This is a genomic window from Vreelandella sp. GE22 (assembly GCF_968212445.1).
Window position 1 is genome coordinate 1,978,000 of sequence record NZ_OZ309110.1, and the last position, 18,852, is coordinate 1,996,851.

Sequence of the window (18,852 nt, forward strand, 5' to 3'; positions counted from 1 at the left end):
ATAGCCGCAAAGCCTACCTGGCTGGCACTTCACTTTAATTACGGCCAGGAAGGCGTATAATGCGCGCCCTTGTGGCGCTTGCGCCGAAACAGAGGGTTCCCTAACCCCTCGTGCTCTTAAAAAGGCCTCTCTCTGATGTTTGCACTGACCGACGCTCAACACCGCCGCTGCCTGACGCTCATGGTACTTTTCCATATCGCCGTCATTGCGGCCAGTAACTACCTGGTTCAGCTCCCCTTCACCCTGTTCGGTTTTCATACTACTTGGGGCGCCTTCAGCTTTCCGTTCATCTTTCTGGCCACCGACCTGACCGTTCGCCTGTTCGGGAAGGGCCCGGCGCGCTCGATCATTTTGCGGGTCATGTTCCCGGCATTGGCGATTTCCTACGTGGTGTCGGTCATCTTCCCCCAGGGCAGCTTTGCCGGCATCGAGGCGTTGGGCGAGTGGAACGTGTTCGTTGCGCGGATCGCGCTGGCAAGCTTTATGGCTTATTTCCTCGGTCAACTGCTGGATGTGCAGGTGTTCGACCGGCTGCGTAAGCTGGCCTGGTGGGTAGCGCCGGTTTTCTCGACGGTGCTTGGCAACCTGGCCGATACCTTCGCGTTTTTCTTCACCGCTTTCTACAATAGCCCGGATCCGTTCATGGCCGCCCACTGGGTCGAAATCGCCGCAGTGGACTATGCCATCAAACTCGCCATTAGCCTGCTGTTTTTCCTGCCGCTTTACGGCCTGCTGCTGGCAGCACTCACGCGCAAGCTAATGGTCTGGACCGGGCAAACCGACACCGCCCCGCGCACCACCTAACGTTGACTACGCCACTACCAAGGAGCCCTCATGAGCCGCGTCCCTACGGTTGACCTTCATTTTATCGATGCCATCGACGAAGGCGCCGATGAAACCAAAACGCCGCTGGTCGTGCTCCATGGCCTGCTGGGCAGCGCGGACAACTGGCGCTCTCACCTGAAGATGTGGCAAAAGACGCGCCGAGTGATCGCGGTGGACCTTCGCAATCACGGCCGCTCCCCCCACGCCGAAGGGATGGACTACGAAACGCTCAGCCGCGACGTGATCGCGCTGCTCGATAAGGAGCACATCGAGCGGGCCCATATACTGGGGCACTCCATGGGCGGCAAGGTGGCGATTAGCCTGGCGCGCCGGGCCCCCGAGCGTACGGCCTCGCTCACCGTGGGCGACATTGCCCCTGTACGCTACGCGCATGGCCACGATGACGTGTTCAGCGCCCTCGAGGCGGTGCGCAAGGCTAAGCCAACGGACCGGCGCAGCGCCGATGCGGTGATGGCCGAGCACGTCAGCGCCCGCCCTACCCGGCTATTTTTGGCGACCAACCTGGTGCGCAACGACGCGAAAGAGATGGCCCTGCGCGTCGGCCTCGATGAGCTCCGTAGCGGCTACGCTGCCATTATTGAAGCACCCGCCGGCAGCGAGCCTTTTAATGGCCCCACACTCGTGCTGCGCGGTGAGGATTCGCACTACGTGGCCGATGAGATGCTACCCGCGCTCAAGGAAATATTACCCAAGGCGCGCCTGGTCACGCTAAAAGAGGCCGGTCACTGGCTGCATGCAGACCAGCCCGAGGCGTTTCAGGAGGCAGTGAACGCCTTCATCAGCGCCCAGGACGAGGTTTAAAGCGGCGTAACCGCCAGGCCGTGCGCCTCGGGGCTTTGCAGAAAGCGGTTCAGAATACGGTAGGTATCTACGTCGAATTGAACCGCCTGATGCCCCAACCGCTTGGCCTTGGCCGGGGTCTCGGCGCTACCCAGGTAGCACCAGTGGTCCACCGCGTGGTAGGCGCAGCGCTTCGTTTGCGCGTTCTTCTCGGCAATCACGATTTTATCTGGCCAGGGCCAGGCACTCACCTTGAACCGCTCGAGCGCGTGCTGGGCGCGCCGGGTATGCGCTTCTAATGTTTCCTTACCGCAGCAAGCCCCCGCGCACTTACCTAACTGGTGCCCAAAGCAGCGCCCCTTACCCTTTTCGAGCCCCAGCACCTGGGGGCAGAGCTTTTGCTCCTCTACCACGCCTCTCAACGCCTCTTTGGCCTCGCGGGCGTTGCGAAACAGCCCGAAGCGTTGCCCTGGCTGGGCATTGATCAGTACCGCGCTACCGGCCAGTACCGGGGCGTATTCGCCCTCGGGCCAGAACCAGGTTTTCAAGGCGCCTTGGCGGCGCAGCTGGCGGTTCATGATCGGCATCAGCTCCTTGATCAGTTGCGCTTCACGCAGCTGAGCGCCCAAATCGCCGGCGGTCTCCTCCCACTCGATATGCTGAATCTGCTGGAGCATGCGCATTGCCTTGTCATCCTGATGGTCGCGCTGAAAGTGCCCTTTCACCCGGTTTTTAAGGTTGATGCTTTTCCCCACGTAGAGCGGCAGCCGGTTATGGCCATAAAAGAGATACACGCCAGGACTTGCGGGCAGCCCGGCCAACACCCCGCTATCCAGGTGGGCAGGCAAGTTCTTATGCTGCTTTTCCAGGCCGGTCGCGGCCTGCCAGTGATCCACTTCGAAGCGCTGCTGCCAGGTTTGCCACAGCTTCCAGAGCGCCTCGGCGTCGTCTTCGGCGCGGTGCGCCCGGCTCACTTGAATATCGAAACGCGCCAGCAGCGCTTGCAGGTTATGGTGGCGCTCATCGGGTTCGAGGCGGCGCGAGATGCGCAGGGTACACATGATATCGGGGCGATAATCGAGCCCGGCGCGCTTGAAGGCGTTGCGTAGAAAGCTGTAATCGAAGCGGGCGTTGTGTGCCACCAGGCAGCTATCGCCCAGCCACTCCCGCAGCGACTCGGCGACCGTCTCGAAATGCGGGGCATCCGCCACCATATCGTCGTCAATGCCGGTCAGCTGCGAAATAAAGGGGGGAATACCGGTACCCGGATTGATAAGGCTCACCCAGCGGTCGACCACTTGGCCATCGGCTACTTTCAAGGCGGCAATTTCGGTGATGCGGTCGCGGGTAGCGCGGGTGCCGGTGGTTTCGACGTCGATAAATGTAAGGGCGGGCTCGCTCATGACACTCCGTTGTTGATTTGCCTTACTCCTGCAGCGTATGCGGGTCCACCGCCAGGCGGGAGACCGGCAGCGTCTCTTCGATAAGGCCACGCTGCTTTAAATAAGCTTCAAAGGCCTGGTAGCGGCGCGTATTGACCGCCGAAGGACTTAGCGATAGGCGACGAAGAATCCCCTCCCAGCTCGCCTGGTTCACCGTATTGTCCAGGATGGGGTGCCGCTCGGCCAAAAGCCCCCAAGCCTCTTCAGGGTTTTCGATCATCCAGTGGGCCGCCTGCTCCACGGCGGTCATAAAGCGCGCCCAGGTAGGGCCTTGCTTGGAAAGCGACTGACTATTGGCCACGATGATGACTCCTTCATGGCGGGGAATATCGAGTTCCTCGTAGCGAATGACGCGGCTCTCGATGCCCTCTGGGGCCAGCTGCTCCGGCAACGCGTAGTAGTAGCCGTCGGCGATCACCTCGGCATCGCCATTGACCACGGCAGCCGCGGCGTCGAAATGAACGTTTTCCGGGGCGGTAAAGCCATCGGTTTGACGAAGCGACTCGGGAATCAACTGCTCGGCCACCACGGCCTCGCCTTCCTGGGTCGAGAAACCATAGTCGAGCCCGGCAAGCGAAGCGATATCGTCTTCTCCGGCCCAGGAGCGCGTCACGACCACCGCGTTGAGAGGCGTCTCGATCAGTGTACCCACGCGAATCAACGGCTCACCGGCGTGCACCTGAAGATGCAAAATTGGCTCCCGGGTCAAGGCCAGGTCGACTTCTTCAGCGGCCAACAGTTTGAGCGGAATCGCCGGGTCCGCCGGGCTTTGTAGCTCGACCGCCAGCCCCTGCTCTTTGAAATACTCGCGCGCGTCGGCGATCAACAGCGCGGCGTGCTGAGGGCTCAAGTACCAATCCAGAATGACCGACACCTCTTTGAGCGGCGGCGGGTCGAGCGGCGGTGGCATTGAAAGCGCCGCCGAGGGTACCGGCTCTAGCGCGGCCGCCTCATGGGTCTCGTCCTTTGGTGCGGCGTCTTCGGGTACTGGCGCTTCGCTCTCTTCTCTTTCTTCGCCTGGGTCGACGACCCAAAGGGCGGGCGGTAGAAACACATCGCTCTCAAGGGTCAGCGTCTTTACTTCCGGCGCGGCGTCGCGCGCCTCTTCGTTTGCGCAAACCGCTGAAGTTAAAAATACTGTACACATCGCACTCGCCAGCAAGAAACGCCTTCGCCGGCGGATAGTCAGGTGCGCCATCACTTCACACTCCCTAGTCGTGAAGGCGGAGTGTAGCGGTTGGCCATCCGCCATGACCAGCCCCTTACTCGCCACAGGGCCCTTAAACGGCGCAGTAAAATAACGGGCGGCGTGTAATAATAGAGCGGCATTGATGTAGAGACGGAGAGACATGGAAGCACTTTATACCTTTTTTTTGATTGGCGGCATTCTCATGACGCTGAGCATTTTGGCGAGCCGGCTTTCATCGATGTTTGGTGTACCGCTTCTGTTGATCTTTCTAGGCCTTGGCATGCTGGCCGGCGAAGAAGGCGTGCTTGGCGTCGTGTTCGACGACTACACCATGGCATTTACCATCGGCCATCTTGCGCTGGCGATGATTTTGCTCGATGGCGGGCTGCGCACCCGGCTCAAGACCTTCCGGGTCGGCTTCAAACCGGCGCTCTCGCTTGCCACCGCTGGGGTGTTCATCACCAGCGCCATCGTCGGTGTCATCGCCATGTGGGTGTTCGGCCTTACCCTGATTCAGGGACTATTGGTCGGGGCGATCGTCGGTTCGACCGACGCGGCGGCGGTTTTCTCGATGCTCAGCGGGCGCGGCGTCAACCTCAACGAGCGGGTCAGCGCCACGCTGGAAATCGAGTCCGGCACCAACGACCCGATGGCGATCTTTCTGACCCTAATGCTGGTCGAGCTTTTGGTCGGCGACATAGGCGGCATCACCGACACCCTCATCTTCTTCGTCTCGCAGTTCGGTATCGGGTTGATCGTGGGTTTGGGGGGCGGCTGGCTGGCCGCCAAGCTGCTGCGCTGGCTCGACCTGGCCCCCGGGCTTTACGCCATGTTGGCACTGGCGCTCGGATTTAGCGTATTCGGGCTGACCAGCGTGCTGGGCGGCAGCGGTTTTTTGGCGATCTACCTGGCGGGGTTGATGATCGGCAATCAGCCCGGACGCCATCTTAATTTCATTCTCCCCGTCCACGACGGCTTGGCCTGGCTTAGCCAAATCGGGCTGTTTCTGGTGCTGGGTCTTTTGGTCACCCCCAGCCAACTGGTGGAGGTCATACTGCCCGCCGGCCTGGTGGCGCTGGCACTTATCTTCATCGCCCGGCCGCTGGCGGTGCTGATCACCATCAAGCCGTTCTTCCGCTTTCGCTGGCGCGAGGTTTTCTTTATCGCTTGGGTCGGCCTTCGCGGCGCTGTGCCTATCGTGCTGGCGATCTTCCCGGTGATCGGCGGGGTCGAGAACGCCTCGCTGTACTTTAACGTCGCCTTCGCGGTGGTTCTGATGTCGCTGCTGATTCAGGGGGGCTCGCTCACCCTGGTCGCCCGCTGGCTCAAAATCGAGGTCCCCGCCGGTACCACACCCAACCGGCGCGGGCCGCTGGGTATTCTGCCGGAGAACGACTTCGAAATGTTCGTTTATGTGGTCGAGAACCAGGACCTCGAAGATGTACAGATCCGCCTGCTGCGCTTTCCTTCCGGTGCGCTGATCTCGGCGTTGTTTCGTAATCACGTCATGCTTCATCCCAAGGGCAACACACGCCTGAAGCTCAACGATGTGATCTGCGTCATCGGCCGTTCGGAAGATCTCGTCTCATTGAACCGGCTGTTCAACGGCGACGCCAAGCTCAAGCAGGAACGCGCGTTCTTCGGTACCTTCATTTTGGAAGGTGGCGCCTACATGCAGGACATCGCCCAGGCCTACGGCCTCACACTGAGCCCCGGCGAGCAGGAGATGAGCCTGGCCGAGTTCATCTCGCTGCGCGTAGGTGGCCACCCGGTGGTCGGCGACGATGTGGACTGGCACGGCATTCACTGGGTCGTCAGCGAAATGCAGGGCGGCAACATCACCCGCGTCGGTCTTCGTCTCTACTAATTTGACCAAAGGCGTTGACTTCCAAGGGAAAGGTGGTAATATACGCACCCATCGGAGGGATGGCAGAGCGGTTGAATGCACCGGTCTTGAAAACCGGCATAGGTTAATAGCCTATCCAGGGTTCGAATCCCTGTCCCTCCGCCACTACATGAAAAAGGCCTCAGCTAACTAGCTGGGGCCTTTTTTTATTGCATGTTCTTAAAGAACAGCTACCAATCAAGATAGAAAGCGGCGGGCATCCCAGTTTCTTTAAGAAGCATTCGTACTGGCCGGGAAATTTCCACACGCTGCTTTAAGCTTTCCTTTTCCATCCAAGTCAGGCGCAAGTTTTCAACTAAAGTCATCATTCCCAGACTCGAACGGTGCTAATCTCTGAAAGTCGGCAACGGGCTGACAAAGATGAGGAATCAATAGTGAAAAAAGCCTTAGCAGCACTAATGATGGCTGGGATGTTATTGAGTGTCAGCAGCGTATCTGCAGCAACCACCACTATCATTGCCGATGTAATGGAGCATAGCGGACGTACGGATAGCAAAGGGTGCCACCGCGACACCAAAGCAGGCACGCGACATTGCCATTAGGCACCTAACGAAAGTTTGGCTTTTCATTAACGGGAGTTCCATGAGCTCCTGTTAATGCTTGTCTTTTTTACACGTCGATCAATCAACCAAAACCTACTCCAGCGGCCCAGTCTGCTCAGCAGTACCCACGCTTTTATCAAGCATGGCCGTATGAACATCCTCCAGACTCGTCGGATCATCGATGGTCGAGGGAACGGTGAAGGGTTTGCCGTCGGCCATGGTGCGCATGAGCTTGCGAAGGATCTTGCCCGAGCGTGTTTTGGGCAGCCGGTTGACGATGAGTACCTGCTTGAAAGAGGCCACGGGGCCGATGGCGTCACGCACTCGCTGAATGAGCTCGGCCTCCAGCGCTGCCTCATCGCCGTTGAAGCCATCCTTGGGAATGACCAGGCCGATCGGCAGTTGGCCTTTTAGCTGGTCGTGAATACCGATGACCGCGCACTCGGCGACCGCCGGGTGGCCGCCCAGCAATCCTTCCATTTCACCGGTCGAAAGCCGGTGGCCGGCCACGTTGATGACGTCGTCGGTGCGCCCCATGATGAAAAGATAACCGTCTTCATCCTGGTAGCCGCCGTCGCCGGTCAGGTAGTAGCCGGGAAACGCTGCCATGTAGGCGCTGTGAAAGCGTTGCGGGTCTTGCCAAATGCCGGTCAAACAGCCCGGCGGAAGCGGCTGTTTGATGACCACGCTTCCCTCCTGCATCGGCGCAGCAGAAGCGCCTTCACGGTCGATGATCTCGACATTGAAGCCGGGCACCGGGAACGTGGCGGATCCCGCCTTGCAAGGCGCCAGCTCGATTCCCGCCAGGTTCGCGGCTATGGGCCAGCCGGTTTCGGTTTGCCACCAGTGGTCGATGACCGGCACCTGGAGGATGTCGTTGAGCCAGTGGAAGGTGGGTGGGTCGAGGCGCTCGCCAGCCACGAACACGTACTCGAGACTATCGAGCGTATAACGGCTTAGCGCGAGCGCCTCCGGGTCCTCTTTTTTGATAGCGCGAAAGGCGGTGGGCGCGGTGAAAAAGGTTTTAACGCGGTACTCGTCGATTATGCGCCAAAAACTGCCTGCATCCGGCGTTTTCACCGGTTTGCCCTCGTAAAGTACACTGGTACACCCGCGCAGAAGCGGTGCGTACACGATATAAGAGTGGCCCACTACCCAGCCTACGTCCGAGGCGGTAAAGCACACCTCCCCCGGGGCCAGGTCGTATATGGCGTCCATGGAGTAGGCAAGCGCCACGGCGTAGCCGCCGGTGTCGCGTACCACGCCCTTGGGCTTACCGGTGGTGCCTGAGGTATAAAGAATATAGAGCGGATGCGTCGCACTGACGGGTACGCACTGGGTAAAGGCGCCACCCTCCTCGATCGCCTGCCAGTCGTACTCGCCCTGGCTCAACTCGGCGCGTAGCGCTTCGCGCTGAAACACGACCAACGCATCGGGCTTGAAGCGGCTTTGGGCAAGGGCACGGTCAACGATGGGCTTATAGGGCAGTACGCTCTCGACCTCGACACCACAGGAGGCGGCGATCACCACTTTGGGCTCGGCGTCCTCGATGCGAAGCGCCAGCTCGTGGGAAGCGAACCCACCGAAAACGACCGAGTGAATGGCCCCCAGTCGCGCGCAGGCCAACATCGCGATGACCGCCTCGGGGACCATGGGCATATAGATCACCACCCGATCGCCTTTGGCCACTCCCAAACGTTCCAGCCCGCCGGCAAAGTGCGCAACGCGGTCGCGAAGCGTGCGGTAGGTCAGCGTCTGTTTGGTGGCGGTCACCGGCGAATCCCAGTAAAGCGCAGGCTGCTCACCACGGCCTTCATCCACGTGATGATCGAGCGCGGCGTGGCATATATTGAGCGTGCCATCCTCGAACCAGCGGGCGTGACGCTGCTCATCGAAAGAGAGAATGGTGTCCGGGAAGTGGTGCCAGGGCACGCGCCTGGCCTGTTCGGCCCAGAACGTCTCGGGGGATTGTACGGAGGACGCGTAGGTGGTGAGGTAACGGCGCATGGTGGCTTCTCATTATTATGTCGACGAACGAGGCTATGGGGCACTTTAACCAGAAAAACCGGCCGGAACCGTTACACTATGGGCTAATACCCAACCGCTACGCATTTAACCAGCGTTATGGTCGGCGCCCGGCGCCGCCCTTACCATTGACTCATCGTTAAACGACCGCTTGGACAAGCTTCGCTAAATTAACCAATATTGATCAACAATATTTCAACGTTAGACCGTTTCAGCCATTAAAAAACCACGACTGCCGCGATTGAATGATCGAACAACTATAAAAAAGCTACCTATCGTTTCGGCAAGGAGAAAACCATGTCTACTTCCCCAAGCGCCGCGTCTCGTTTACTCGAACATGAAGGTCATGCATTGGAAGCAGGTACGCTATTACTCAAAGCGCTCGCTAACGAGAAACGCCTGCAAATACTTTGTCTGCTAACCGAAAAAGAGCTATCGGTCACCCAGATCAATCAGCAGCTGGTCTTGAGCCAGTCCGCGCTTTCGCAACACCTGGCCATTCTGCGCCGCGATAACCTGGTGCAAACCCGGCGGTCGTCGCAAACCATTTTTTACTCGCTTAAAAGCGAAAGCGCCAAGGCTGTCCTGTCCGCCCTGGCGCTTCATTACGCGGCCTGAGGCCGCCTCTCGCGTCAATTACCGGCGGTGCCAGCCAGTCGCTTCGATAGCGCCCAGCGCTTTGGTCACTGCCTGCTCCACCCCGGACGATACCGCCACACCCACGCGCCGCCCGATGGTTTTGGGCGGCTCGAGTTTGACGCTAAATACATCCCCATGGGCCATACGTTCGACCAGATACGCTTCACTGGTGCCTACGCTGTCCACCATGTGCTGCTCGAGCGCTTGGCTGCCGTACCAGATTTCACCGGTGGCGAGACGCTCGATATCCATACCGGGGCGATGGCGACCCACGTACTCCTTGAAGAGCTTATGCGTGTTTTCCAGGTCGTCGATGAACTTGGCCCGGCCCTCTTCGGTGTTTTCACCCAGCACGGTCAATGTACGCTTGTAACGCCCGGCGGTGAGCATCTCGACATCGATATCGTGACGCTTTAAGAGGCGGTGGATATTGGGCACCTGGGCGACGACCCCGATCGAGCCGATGACCGCGAAAGGCGCGGCTTTGATATGATTCGCGGTACACGCCATCATGTAGCCACCGCTGGCGGCGACCTTGTCGATACACACTGTGGTCAAAAGGCCGGCCTCGCGCAGCCGGTCGAGCTGTGCCGAGGCCAGCCCGTAGGCGTGTACCAGCCCGCCGCCGGACTCCAGGCGAACGACCACCTCATCGTTGGCCCTTGCCACCTCGATGACCGCGGAAACCTCTTGCGCAAACTGTTCCGTACGCGACGCCTTGATATCGCCATTGAAATCGAGCACCCATACCCGCGCGGCCTGCCCCTCGGCCTTTTTAGCGGACTTCTGGCGCTCTTTCTCCTCACGGCGAAGGTGTTTAACGAGCTTTTTACGCGCGCCCTGGGCGGTCGCGCTAACCTTGAGACGCCGGTTGCGCGCGCGGCGCTGCTCGTTCAATGACTCTACGTGCAGCGTCATACGGTGCTCGCCGCCGCGTTTACTACGCAAAAGTATAAAGCCGGCCACCATTAGCAGCAGGGTTAAAATAACGCTCTGCACAAGGAAAGTGCCTATTTCAGTCATCCACTCACTCAACTGCGCTCTCCTTCGATGTTGAATCCCCGAACCCGACCACCGCCGAGTGAAGATCAGGGAATCGCTTGCTTGATAAAATCCAATGCTTTAAATAGGCTCTTCGCGAGCTTATGGTTGACTCGCATCTTATCGCGCTCACGTAGCGTTTGCCTTTAAATAAACTCGTCATAGGAAACACTCGATGTCCTCTACCACTTTTGAAAAGCTTGAGTCCCGCTTCGACCCGGAAGCGGCCCGGGGAATGGATGAAGTCTTTCAGTTCCATTTCTCCGACGAGCAGAGCCATTATCTGCACGTGCAAGACGGCACCCTGGGCGTTCACGAGGGTGAGCACGACGACCCCTCCGTCACGATTTCCACCAGCACCGATACGCTGCGCGGCATCATGAACGGCGAAGTCAACGGTATGACCGCTTTCATGACCGGCAAACTCAAGGCGACCGGTAACGTCATGCTGGCCACCAAATTGACCAGCCTGTTCCCCGGTAAATAAGCGCATTAAGCAAGCGCGCTTTGGCCTCTAGCGGAATTTGGCCAAGTGCGTCTCGATCAGCTCCCGAGAGATAGAGTAGGCCGGCGGCAGCGCCGGCGGCTTGCGGGGTGAAAACCAGGCCGCATCGCTGATTTCGACGCCATCGATGTGAATCCGCCGGGTGGTCGCCTCGGCAAAGTAGCCAAGCATCAGCGAATGCGGAAACGGCCACGCTTGGCTCTTGTGGTAGCGAAGATTGTCGATATGCACGCCCACCTCCTCGAACACCTCACGGTGCACCGCCTCCTCGGCGGACTCACCCGGCTCGATAAACCCGGCCAGCGTCGAGTAGCGCCCGGGAGGAAAGCGCGGGCTACGCGCCAGCAGCATCGCTTCGCCCCGAGTGACCAGGGTAATGATGCAGGGCGAGATACGCGGATAGTTGCGGTGCCCACAAGCATCGCAATGCATAGCGAACTCGGCACCCAGTTGGGTAGCCTCGGCGCCGCAGCGCCCGCAGAAGCGGTGATTCTCAAGCCAGGCACTAACCTGTAGCGCCGTCGAAAGCAGGCTGAACCAGCTTTCGGGCAAATGCTCGAGCCAGTGACGCCCCTCCACCCAGTGCGCCTCGGGCGCAGCTTCGATCGAGAGCGCCACCGGCTCGTCCTGCCAATAGCAAAGCGGCTGCATGGCCGGTGTCCAGGGCTGAAAAGGCTGCAGCGGCGTTGGCGCACCCTCGGGAGTGTTCACGCCCGGCGCGAGCCGTCCGCGGGCGATACGCACGACCCGCCCCGCCGCCTCGTTTTTGGGAATTTCCCTTTTAAGCATCGTGAGCGGCGCCCTCCAACCAGCGCAGATCATGCGCCTGACACTTGGCGGTGTGCGCCGCTTCTTCATCGTCGCTTGGCTGGATCACCCGAAGCTGGCCCGGCGTCAGGGTCAACCGCTGGACCGAAAGACCTTCGCTTGCCTCGCTTTTCTCCTCACGCTCGCTGGAACTCTCCGCATCGAGGGTCAGCGCGGTCTGGCCGCCGGTCATCGCCAGGTAGACATCGGCCAGAATCTCGGCGTCCAGCAAGGCGCCGTGAAGCACCCGGTGACCGTTGTCGATATCGTAGCGCTTGCAAAGCGCATCCAGGCTGTTGCGCTGGCCCGGGTGCATCTGGCGCGCCATGGTTAGCGTATCCAGCACACGGCAGTGCTCGCTCACCGGGCCCAGCGGTTTTTGACGGCGCTTATTGGCCAGGTTCAGCTCGTGGTCGATAAAGCCCACATCGAAAGGCGCGTTATGGATGACCAGCTCCGCGCCCACAATAAAGTCCCAGAACGCGTCGGCGATGTCGGCAAAGACCGGCTCGTTGGCGACTTTCGCGTCGTCGATACCGTGAACGGCGACGACCTCGGCATCGATATGCCGTTCCGGGTTGATGTACTGATGGTAGGTCCGCCCGGTAAAGCGCCGGTTGATCATCTCGACGGCACCGATTTCAACCATGCGGTGCCCATCCCGGGTTTCGATGCCCGTCGTCTCGGTATCGAGAATTATTTGGCGCATGGCGTGCTCCTTTGGTGATCATCGATGGCTTCGTTGGCCAAGGCATCGGCTTTTTCGTTGCCAGGGTGGCCACTGTGCCCTTTGACCCAGTGCCACTCGACCGTGTGGCGCCTGGTTTCCTCGTGCAGGGTTTTCCAAAGTTCGGCGTTTTTGACCGGCTGTTTGGCTGCGGTTTTCCAACCCCGCTTGACCCAGTTATGGATCCACTGGGTAATGCCTTGGCGCACGTATTGGGAGTCGGTCCAAAGCTCGACGGCACAGGCGGTATTCAGCGCGCGCAGCGCCATGATAGCGGCCATCAGCTCCATACGGTTGTTGGTGGTTTGCGCTTCAAACCCTTTGAGGGTTTTCTCGTGTGGCCCGCTTGCGAGCACTGCCCCCCAGCCCCCGGGGCCTGGATTTCCTCGGCAGGCGCCGTCGGTGTAGACCACGACCCGGGGCTGACTGTCTTGCTCACTCACGCTGATTTTCCTTTGCAATACGGGATGACGATTTGGCCGGTTCTTCTAAATACGCCCGGTTGCGCGAGGCCCCCAACGGCATAGATGACGCCTTGGCAGGCAGCTTGAACTTGACCCGCTCGATGGGGGCGCCGCGCTCGCGCCGACACGCCTGGATCATGTAGCTTTGCCCAAGTGGCAGGTTGTGGCGCCGCCCCCAGGCTTCCCAGCGCTCGCCGCAAGGGGCGTTGATACGACCACGAAAACAGCAGTAGTCTACGCGCTTCACCTCGAAGTCGACAAACGCCAGCCAATCGCGCAGGCGGTTGACGCTATGCCAGTCACCACTGAAGGGAAACGCCGCATCCCCACCGTGGCGGCGTTTTAAAAGCCCGCTCATGCTGAGCGGGTTAAAACCGAATAGCACCAGCACGCCATGGTCGTTAGTGACCCGGGCCGCCTCCTTAAGGGTAAAGTGGGGGTCCGGCAACTGCTCGAGCCAATGGTGGATGACCACGGTGTCAAGGCAGCGGTCGGGCAGCGAAAGGCTGTCCGGCGGGCAGACCAGGGTCGCGGAGGATTCGGCAAGGGCCAGGGTAGGCGCCCAGCGGATACGATGGGGAATACGGGATAGCGACATCAGCGAGCGCCCCATGCTCATCTCCAGGCAGTGCTGGCCATGGCGATTTTCTACCACAGGGCCGAGGCAAGCACGCTGCACATCCCAAAGCGAACGCCCGGCCGGGGTTTCCCAATAGACTTGGCTTTGGGTCAGCCGTTTGGCAAGCTCGGGGGCCATCGAGGAATTTGACATGAAATGCGCTTGCCTCCACAGTAGCGACTTTTTTCACGGTGGTGCGTGTATTCTTGCACACGCAGCCGTGTAATTTGAACGTTAAAGGATCTCGCCCATGATGAGCGTGACACCGATTCCTGCCCTTAGCGACAACTATATTTGGTTGCTGCGCCAGGATACTAGCCAAAACGTTTGCGTGGTGGACCCCGGTGAAGCAGCCCCGGTCATCGAGCTTTTGGAGCGCGAAGGCCTTAGCTTGGCCACCATTTTGATTACGCATCATCATCACGACCACACCGGCGGGGTGAAAGAGCTCAAAAGGCGCTACGCCTGCCACGTGATCGGCCCTTCAGGCTCGTCCATCGAAAGCCTCGATGAGACGGTGGGCCACGGCGACGAGCTGCGCGTGATGGGCCGGCTTTTCGAAGTCATCGCGACCCCCGGTCACACCCTGGACCACATCAGCTACTTCGCGGCGGGCATTCCGGCACTGCTGTTTTGCGGTGATACGCTCTTTTGTGCCGGCTGCGGGCGACTTTTCGAAGGCGAGCCGGAGCAGATGTTGGCCTCACTCGACGCACTGGCAAAGCTTCCCGAAGATACGCTGGTGTTTGCCGGTCATGAGTACACCCAGGCCAACCTGATATTTGCGCGGCAAGCCGACCCGGACAATGACGCGATCCCCCAGGTACTGGAGGAGTGCGAGAAAGCACGTGCGATGGACCGCCCCACCCTGCCCAGCAACATCGGGCGCGAGTTGACCATCAATCCCTATTTACGCGTGGCCACCGACAGCGTGCGCCAAGCCGCAGGGGCCCAAGGCCCAAATGGTGACGACCTCGCAACGTTTACGACGTTGCGCGAGTGGAAAAACCGTTTCTAAAGCCTTTACCCAGAAAAGACGCTCTATGACTTATCGCACCATTCGCCAGCGCTTTTTACTAAGCGCTGGCAGCACCGTTATTATGGGCCTTTTAATGGCCACGGCGGCCAACTCCGAAGCCTCCGCCAATCGTTCTGGTGTCTTTACCTCTGCACCCGCGCCCAACACACTGCCAGCGTCCGGGGGCCAGCAAGCATCCGCGTCAAAGCTCGACGCCTACCACGCCCACTTCTGGGATTCCCTGGCCCTTGAGCCCCAAAGCGTATGGAAAACACTACGCGACGCGTTTCAGTGGCAGGATAAAGCGCTTGCCCCCGATGCCCAGGCTAGAGTCGATCAGTGGATCGAGTACTACCGCGCCCGGCCGGAAAACATCGTCGAGATCACGCGCCGCGCTACTCCCTGGCTTGCCTGGATCACCGAACAGGTCAGCGCGCGCGATCTACCCGGCGAAATCGCGCTAATCCCTTTCGTGGAGAGCTCCTTCGACCCTAGCGCCAAAAGCCATATGGGCGCGGCGGGGCTTTGGCAATTCATGCCGCGTACCGGCGACGCGCTGGGGCTTGTGCGCAACAACCGCTACGATGGCCGGCTCGACGTTCTGACCTCGACCCAGGCCGCCCTCGACTACCTGGAGTCCCAGGCAGAGCAGTGGTACGCAGGCGACATGATGCTTTCGCTGGCCGCCTATAATGCCGGCGCCGGTACGGTCAACAAGGCGGTGCGCCGGGCCCAGGGCCAGGGGCTCGAAGGCAGCTACTGGGATCTCAGCTTGCCCTCGGAAACCCTGCAGTACGTGCCCAAGCTCAAGGCCATTTCGGCTATCATTCAGGACCCGGAATTTTACGGCGTCGAGCTGCCCAAGATTCATGCCTCACCCGCTTTTGCCAAGGTGCAGCTCGCACAGCCGCTCAGCCTGGCCCAGGCTTCGACACTTCTGGATGTCAGTCAGCAGCGCCTGGCCGAGCTCAATCCCGGCCTACTCGCCGCCCAGGCGGGGCCGCAAAGTGCGCAAACGCTGCTGGTGCCGGAATCGGCGGACAGTGAGCTCATCGCCGAGCTTTCTCAAAATGGTTCGAGCATGCTCGCCTCGACCCAGACCCCAGCGGTTCATCGCGTTGAAAGTGGTGATAGCCTATCCGCTATCGCCGCGCGCTATAATGTCGACCAAAGCGACCTGATACGCTGGAATTCCCTCGAGCGGCCGAATGCCCTGGAGACCGGCCAGCTGCTGGCGCTCTCTGCGCGGTAGAGGGCGTCGTTTTTCGGTCACGGTTCAACGCGACAACAGGACGTCCTCGATGCGAAGCGGTGTGCGATGTGTCAAAGCTCTTTGCGCCCTACTGCTAATGGCGGCCAGCGCTGCGCCTTTGGCGGCGCTGGCCGATGATAAAAGCGCCGCGATGGCGCTTTCCGAGCCGCCCTCGAGTGCGCCGGTCGAAACCGTTCACGCGCTGTCGCTCTACGACACCCCGGCGCTCGATGAAGGCTTCGCTTACTTCCCCCATGTGAACCCTCAGGCGCCCAAGGGCGGTAGCATCATTCATACCGCCGTCGGCTCGAGCTTCGATTCGACCAACCCCTTCATTATTCGCGGCACCCCCGCCACCGGGGTGAGCACGAAGATTTACGACACGCTGATGGTGACCAACCCCAATGAGCCGTTCAGCCTCTACGGGCTATTGGCCGAAGGCGTACGCCTGGACCCGGACCGGGAGTGGATCGAGTTCGACCTTCGCCCGGAGGCACGCTTTCAAGACGGCGAACCCGTGACCGCCTACGACGTGGTGTTTTCCTTTGATTTACTACGCGAAGAGGGTAACCCGTTTTTCGCCAGCTACTACGCCGGTGTCTCCCAGGTCATCGCCCAAAGCGAGCACCAGGTGCGTTTCGAGTTCAGCGACACCACCTCGCGAGAACTGCCGTTGATCGTTGCGCAACTGCCGATTCTACCGCGCCACTACTGGGAGCCGCGGGATTTTACTGCGCCGACACTGACCGCTCACCCGGGCTCCGGGCCCTACCGCATCGGCGAGGTGGACCCGGGTAGGCGGATCGTCTTCGAGCGCGACGAAAACTACTGGGGCAAGGACCTGCCGGTCAATATCGGGCGCTACAACATCGAGCGGATCGTTTACGACTACTACCGCGACCGGGATATCGCCTGGGAGGCATTCAAGGCGGGGCTCGTCGATTTTCGCGAAGACGCGCGCGCCGCTACCTGGGCGATCGGCTACGACTTTCCCGCCTTCCGCGAAGGGTTGATCGAGCGCATTACCGTACCCGACGTCAACCCGGCGCTCATGCAGGCGTTCGTCTTCAACTTGAATAAAGAGAAGTTTCAGGACCCACGGGTGCGCGAGGCGCTAAGCCTCACCTTCGACTTTGCCTGGCTCAACACCAACATTTTTTACGATAACTACCAGCGTACCGAAAGCTACTTCCAGAACTCGGAAATGGAAGCCGTAGGCCCGCCTTCCGAGGCCGAGCTTGCGCTTTTGGAACCGCACCGTGAAGAGTTGCTCTCCTCGCATCGCTCGGAGCGTCTGTTCACCGAATCGCTCCCTATGGAGCAGCCCACGGCGCTGCGTGAGCGCCTGCGCCGTGCCCTTGGGCTCTTGCAAGAGGCCGGTTACGAAATCGAAGACGGCGAGCTGGTTCACGGCGAAACCGGCCAGCCGCTTCGCCTCGAGGTATTGATGTACGACGCGGCGCTCGAACGCGTGGTACAGCCGATGCTTAGAAACATGGCGCGCCTGGGCGTCGACACTTCCATGCGCATCGTCGATATCAACCAGTACCTGAACCGAGTGCGCAACTTCGATTACGATATCGTGACCACCCACTACCCCCAGTCGAACAACCCCGGCAACGAGCAGCGCGACTTCTTCACCAGCGCCGCCGCCGAGGCGCCTCAAAGTCGTAACCGTATGGGGCTTGCCCACCCGGCAGTCGACGATCTGGTCGAGCACATCATTAGCGCCGAGGACCGGGAAGAGCTCGATGTGGCCACCCGGGCGCTCGACCGTGTGCTGCGCTGGGGCTTTTACGCCATACCCCACTACCACTCTGGCGAAACCCGCATCGCCGTGTGGGACAAGTTTGGCTACCCGGAGCCGTTCCCCGCTTACGCCATGGACCTCGACGCCTGGTGGGTGGACCCCGACCGGGAAGCCAGCCTTGAAAGGCGCCGTTAGGGCTTTTTCGATCATCCCAGGAGCGCACCGTGGCCCGCTACACTCTACGCCGACTACTTTTGATGATTCCCACCCTGCTGGGGATCATGCTACTCAACTTCATGATCGTTCAGGCCGCCCCCGGCGGGCCCATCGACCAGATGCTAGCGCGCTTCGAAGGCGCCGACGCCATGGCCAGCACGCGCCTGGACATGGGTGGCGCCGACGTCCAGGTCAATGACGACTCGCGAGGGGCGCGGGGTATCGATCCGCGCTTCATCGAGCAACTCGAGCAGCAGTTCGGCTTCGATAAGCCGGCTCACGAGCGCTTTCTTACCATGATGACGGACTACCTTCGTCTTGATTTCGGCACCAGCTTCTTTCGCGACCGCCCGGTCATCGACCTGATGGTCGAGCGCCTGCCGGTCTCGATTTCACTAGGCCTTTGGGCGACGTTGCTGGTTTATCTGGTGTCGATTCCGCTGGGCATTCGCAAGGCGTTGCATCACGGCTCCCGCTTCGATGTATGGAGCTCGGGGCTGGTGATCGTAGGCTATGCGATCCCGGGCTTTCTGTTCGCTATCGTGCTGATCGTGATCTTTGCCGGCGGCAGCTACCTGGACTGGTTTCCGCTCAGGGGTCTCACCTCGCCCAACTTCGATGACCTCTCCCTCTGGGGCAAGGTGAAAGATTACTTCTGGCATATCACCCTGCCCGTCGCCGCCGCGGCCATCGGCAGCTTCGCCACACTCACCATGCTGACCAAAAACAGTTTTTTGGACGAGATTCACAAGCAGTACGTGCTCACCGCCCGTGCCAAGGGCGCGGATGAGCGCCGTATTCTCTATGGCCACGTGTTTCGCAACGCCATGCTGATCATCATTGCCGGGCTGCCATCAGCGGTGATCGGTATCTTCTTTACCGGCGCGCTGCTGATCGAGGTGATCTTCTCCCTCGATGGGCTGGGTCTTTTGGGTTTCGAAGCGGTCATGCAGCGCGACTACCCGGTGATTTTTGGCACGCTTTTTCTGTACACCGTCATCGGGCTGATCCTCAAGCTGGTCTCTGATTTAACCTACATGTGGGTCGACCCCCGCATCGACTTCGCCACGAGGGAGGCGTAACG

General features: G+C 60.1%; 18 protein-coding genes and 1 tRNA gene. 11 read left to right on the top strand and 8 right to left on the bottom strand.

The window, feature by feature from the left end:
* Positions 1-135: 135 nt before the first annotated feature.
* Together ACWHRL_RS09480 and ACWHRL_RS09485 are read left to right on the top strand one after the other, a co-directional pair.
* Positions 136-804: a 7-cyano-7-deazaguanine/7-aminomethyl-7-deazaguanine transporter gene (locus ACWHRL_RS09480; protein WP_447893463.1), complete on the top strand. Its 669-nt coding sequence runs from the start codon at positions 136-138 to the stop codon at positions 802-804.
* A 30-nt stretch (positions 805-834) separates the two neighbouring features.
* A complete protein-coding gene (locus ACWHRL_RS09485) occupies positions 835-1,647 on the top strand; it encodes an alpha/beta fold hydrolase (RefSeq protein WP_447893464.1) in 813 nt (270 codons plus the stop codon).
* Here ACWHRL_RS09485 and ACWHRL_RS09490 read toward each other — a convergent pair.
* A complete protein-coding gene (locus tag ACWHRL_RS09490; protein WP_447893465.1) occupies positions 1,644-3,029 on the bottom strand; it encodes an exonuclease domain-containing protein in 1,386 nt (461 codons plus the stop codon). The genes ACWHRL_RS09485 and ACWHRL_RS09490 overlap by 4 nt on opposite strands.
* A 22-nt stretch (positions 3,030-3,051) precedes the next feature.
* Positions 3,052-4,266, bottom strand: coding sequence for an ABC transporter substrate-binding protein (locus ACWHRL_RS09495; RefSeq protein ID WP_447893466.1), 1,215 nt, complete (start codon positions 4,264-4,266; stop codon positions 3,052-3,054).
* A 151-nt stretch (positions 4,267-4,417) separates the two neighbouring features.
* Between ACWHRL_RS09495 and ACWHRL_RS09500 the strand changes: the two genes are divergently transcribed.
* The 3 genes from ACWHRL_RS09500 (at position 4,418) to ACWHRL_RS09510 (ending at position 6,705) form a co-directional block, all read left to right on the top strand.
* Complete coding sequence (locus ACWHRL_RS09500) at positions 4,418-6,124, top strand: potassium/proton antiporter (RefSeq protein WP_447528901.1); 1,707 nt, start codon at positions 4,418-4,420, stop codon at positions 6,122-6,124.
* A gap of 53 nt (positions 6,125-6,177) precedes the next feature.
* A tRNA-Ser gene (locus tag ACWHRL_RS09505) sits at positions 6,178-6,268 on the top strand.
* A gap of 362 nt (positions 6,269-6,630) precedes the next feature.
* Complete coding sequence (locus tag ACWHRL_RS09510) at positions 6,631-6,705, top strand: YHYH domain-containing protein (protein ID WP_447530518.1); 75 nt, start codon at positions 6,631-6,633, stop codon at positions 6,703-6,705.
* 93 nt (positions 6,706-6,798) lie between these two features.
* Here the strand turns inward: ACWHRL_RS09510 and ACWHRL_RS09515 are convergent, their stop codons facing one another.
* Entirely contained in the window at positions 6,799-8,712 is a 1,914-nt protein-coding gene (locus ACWHRL_RS09515) for an AMP-binding protein (protein WP_447893467.1), read from the bottom strand.
* A gap of 315 nt (positions 8,713-9,027) precedes the next feature.
* Between ACWHRL_RS09515 and ACWHRL_RS09520 the strand changes: the two genes are divergently transcribed.
* On the top strand, positions 9,028-9,348 hold the full coding sequence (locus tag ACWHRL_RS09520) for an ArsR/SmtB family transcription factor (RefSeq protein WP_447528903.1): 321 nt from the start codon (positions 9,028-9,030) through the stop codon (positions 9,346-9,348).
* A gap of 18 nt (positions 9,349-9,366) precedes the next feature.
* Here the strand turns inward: ACWHRL_RS09520 and sohB are convergent, their stop codons facing one another.
* Positions 9,367-10,404 (bottom strand): protease SohB, encoded by a 1,038-nt coding sequence (gene sohB / locus ACWHRL_RS09525; RefSeq protein WP_447893468.1) that lies wholly within the window; start codon positions 10,402-10,404, stop codon positions 9,367-9,369.
* Between the two features lie 181 nt (positions 10,405-10,585).
* Between sohB and ACWHRL_RS09530 the strand changes: the two genes are divergently transcribed.
* Complete coding sequence (locus ACWHRL_RS09530; RefSeq protein WP_447528905.1) at positions 10,586-10,897, top strand: SCP2 sterol-binding domain-containing protein; 312 nt, start codon at positions 10,586-10,588, stop codon at positions 10,895-10,897.
* 27 nt (positions 10,898-10,924) lie between these two features.
* On the opposite strand, the gene nudC is transcribed toward ACWHRL_RS09530, so the two are convergent.
* From nudC to ACWHRL_RS09550, 4 genes are read right to left on the bottom strand one after another with little or no spacing between them, the layout of a single operon-like run.
* Entirely contained in the window at positions 10,925-11,704 is a 780-nt protein-coding gene (gene nudC, locus ACWHRL_RS09535) for an NAD(+) diphosphatase (protein ID WP_447893469.1), read from the bottom strand.
* Positions 11,697-12,431 (bottom strand): DNA polymerase III subunit epsilon, encoded by a 735-nt coding sequence (gene dnaQ, locus ACWHRL_RS09540; protein ID WP_447528907.1) that lies wholly within the window; start codon positions 12,429-12,431, stop codon positions 11,697-11,699. Before dnaQ ends, nudC begins: the two co-directional genes overlap by 8 nt.
* Positions 12,419-12,898, bottom strand: coding sequence for a ribonuclease HI (gene rnhA / locus ACWHRL_RS09545; RefSeq protein WP_447896161.1), 480 nt, complete (start codon positions 12,896-12,898; stop codon positions 12,419-12,421). The genes dnaQ and rnhA overlap by 13 nt, the downstream gene beginning before the upstream one ends.
* Entirely contained in the window at positions 12,885-13,685 is an 801-nt protein-coding gene (locus ACWHRL_RS09550; protein WP_447893470.1) for a class I SAM-dependent methyltransferase, read from the bottom strand. The genes rnhA and ACWHRL_RS09550 overlap by 14 nt, the downstream gene beginning before the upstream one ends.
* Positions 13,686-13,782: 97 nt before the next feature.
* Here ACWHRL_RS09550 and gloB point away from each other — a divergent pair, with 97 nt between their 5' ends.
* The 4 genes from gloB to ACWHRL_RS09570 are packed head-to-tail and all read left to right on the top strand — an operon-like array spanning position 13,783 to position 18,850.
* The gene (gloB, locus tag ACWHRL_RS09555; RefSeq protein WP_447893471.1) at positions 13,783-14,550 is read left to right on the top strand and encodes a hydroxyacylglutathione hydrolase; all 768 of its coding nucleotides are present in this window, start codon (positions 13,783-13,785) and stop codon (positions 14,548-14,550) included.
* Between the two features lie 25 nt (positions 14,551-14,575).
* Positions 14,576-15,802: a transglycosylase SLT domain-containing protein gene (locus tag ACWHRL_RS09560; protein ID WP_447893472.1), complete on the top strand. Its 1,227-nt coding sequence runs from the start codon at positions 14,576-14,578 to the stop codon at positions 15,800-15,802.
* Positions 15,803-15,851: 49 nt separating this feature from the next.
* Positions 15,852-17,747 (top strand): extracellular solute-binding protein, encoded by a 1,896-nt coding sequence (locus tag ACWHRL_RS09565; protein WP_447893473.1) that lies wholly within the window; start codon positions 15,852-15,854, stop codon positions 17,745-17,747.
* Positions 17,748-17,776: 29 nt separating this feature from the next.
* Positions 17,777-18,850 (top strand): microcin C ABC transporter permease YejB, encoded by a 1,074-nt coding sequence (locus ACWHRL_RS09570; protein ID WP_447893474.1) that lies wholly within the window; start codon positions 17,777-17,779, stop codon positions 18,848-18,850.
* Positions 18,851-18,852 lie beyond the last annotated feature (2 nt).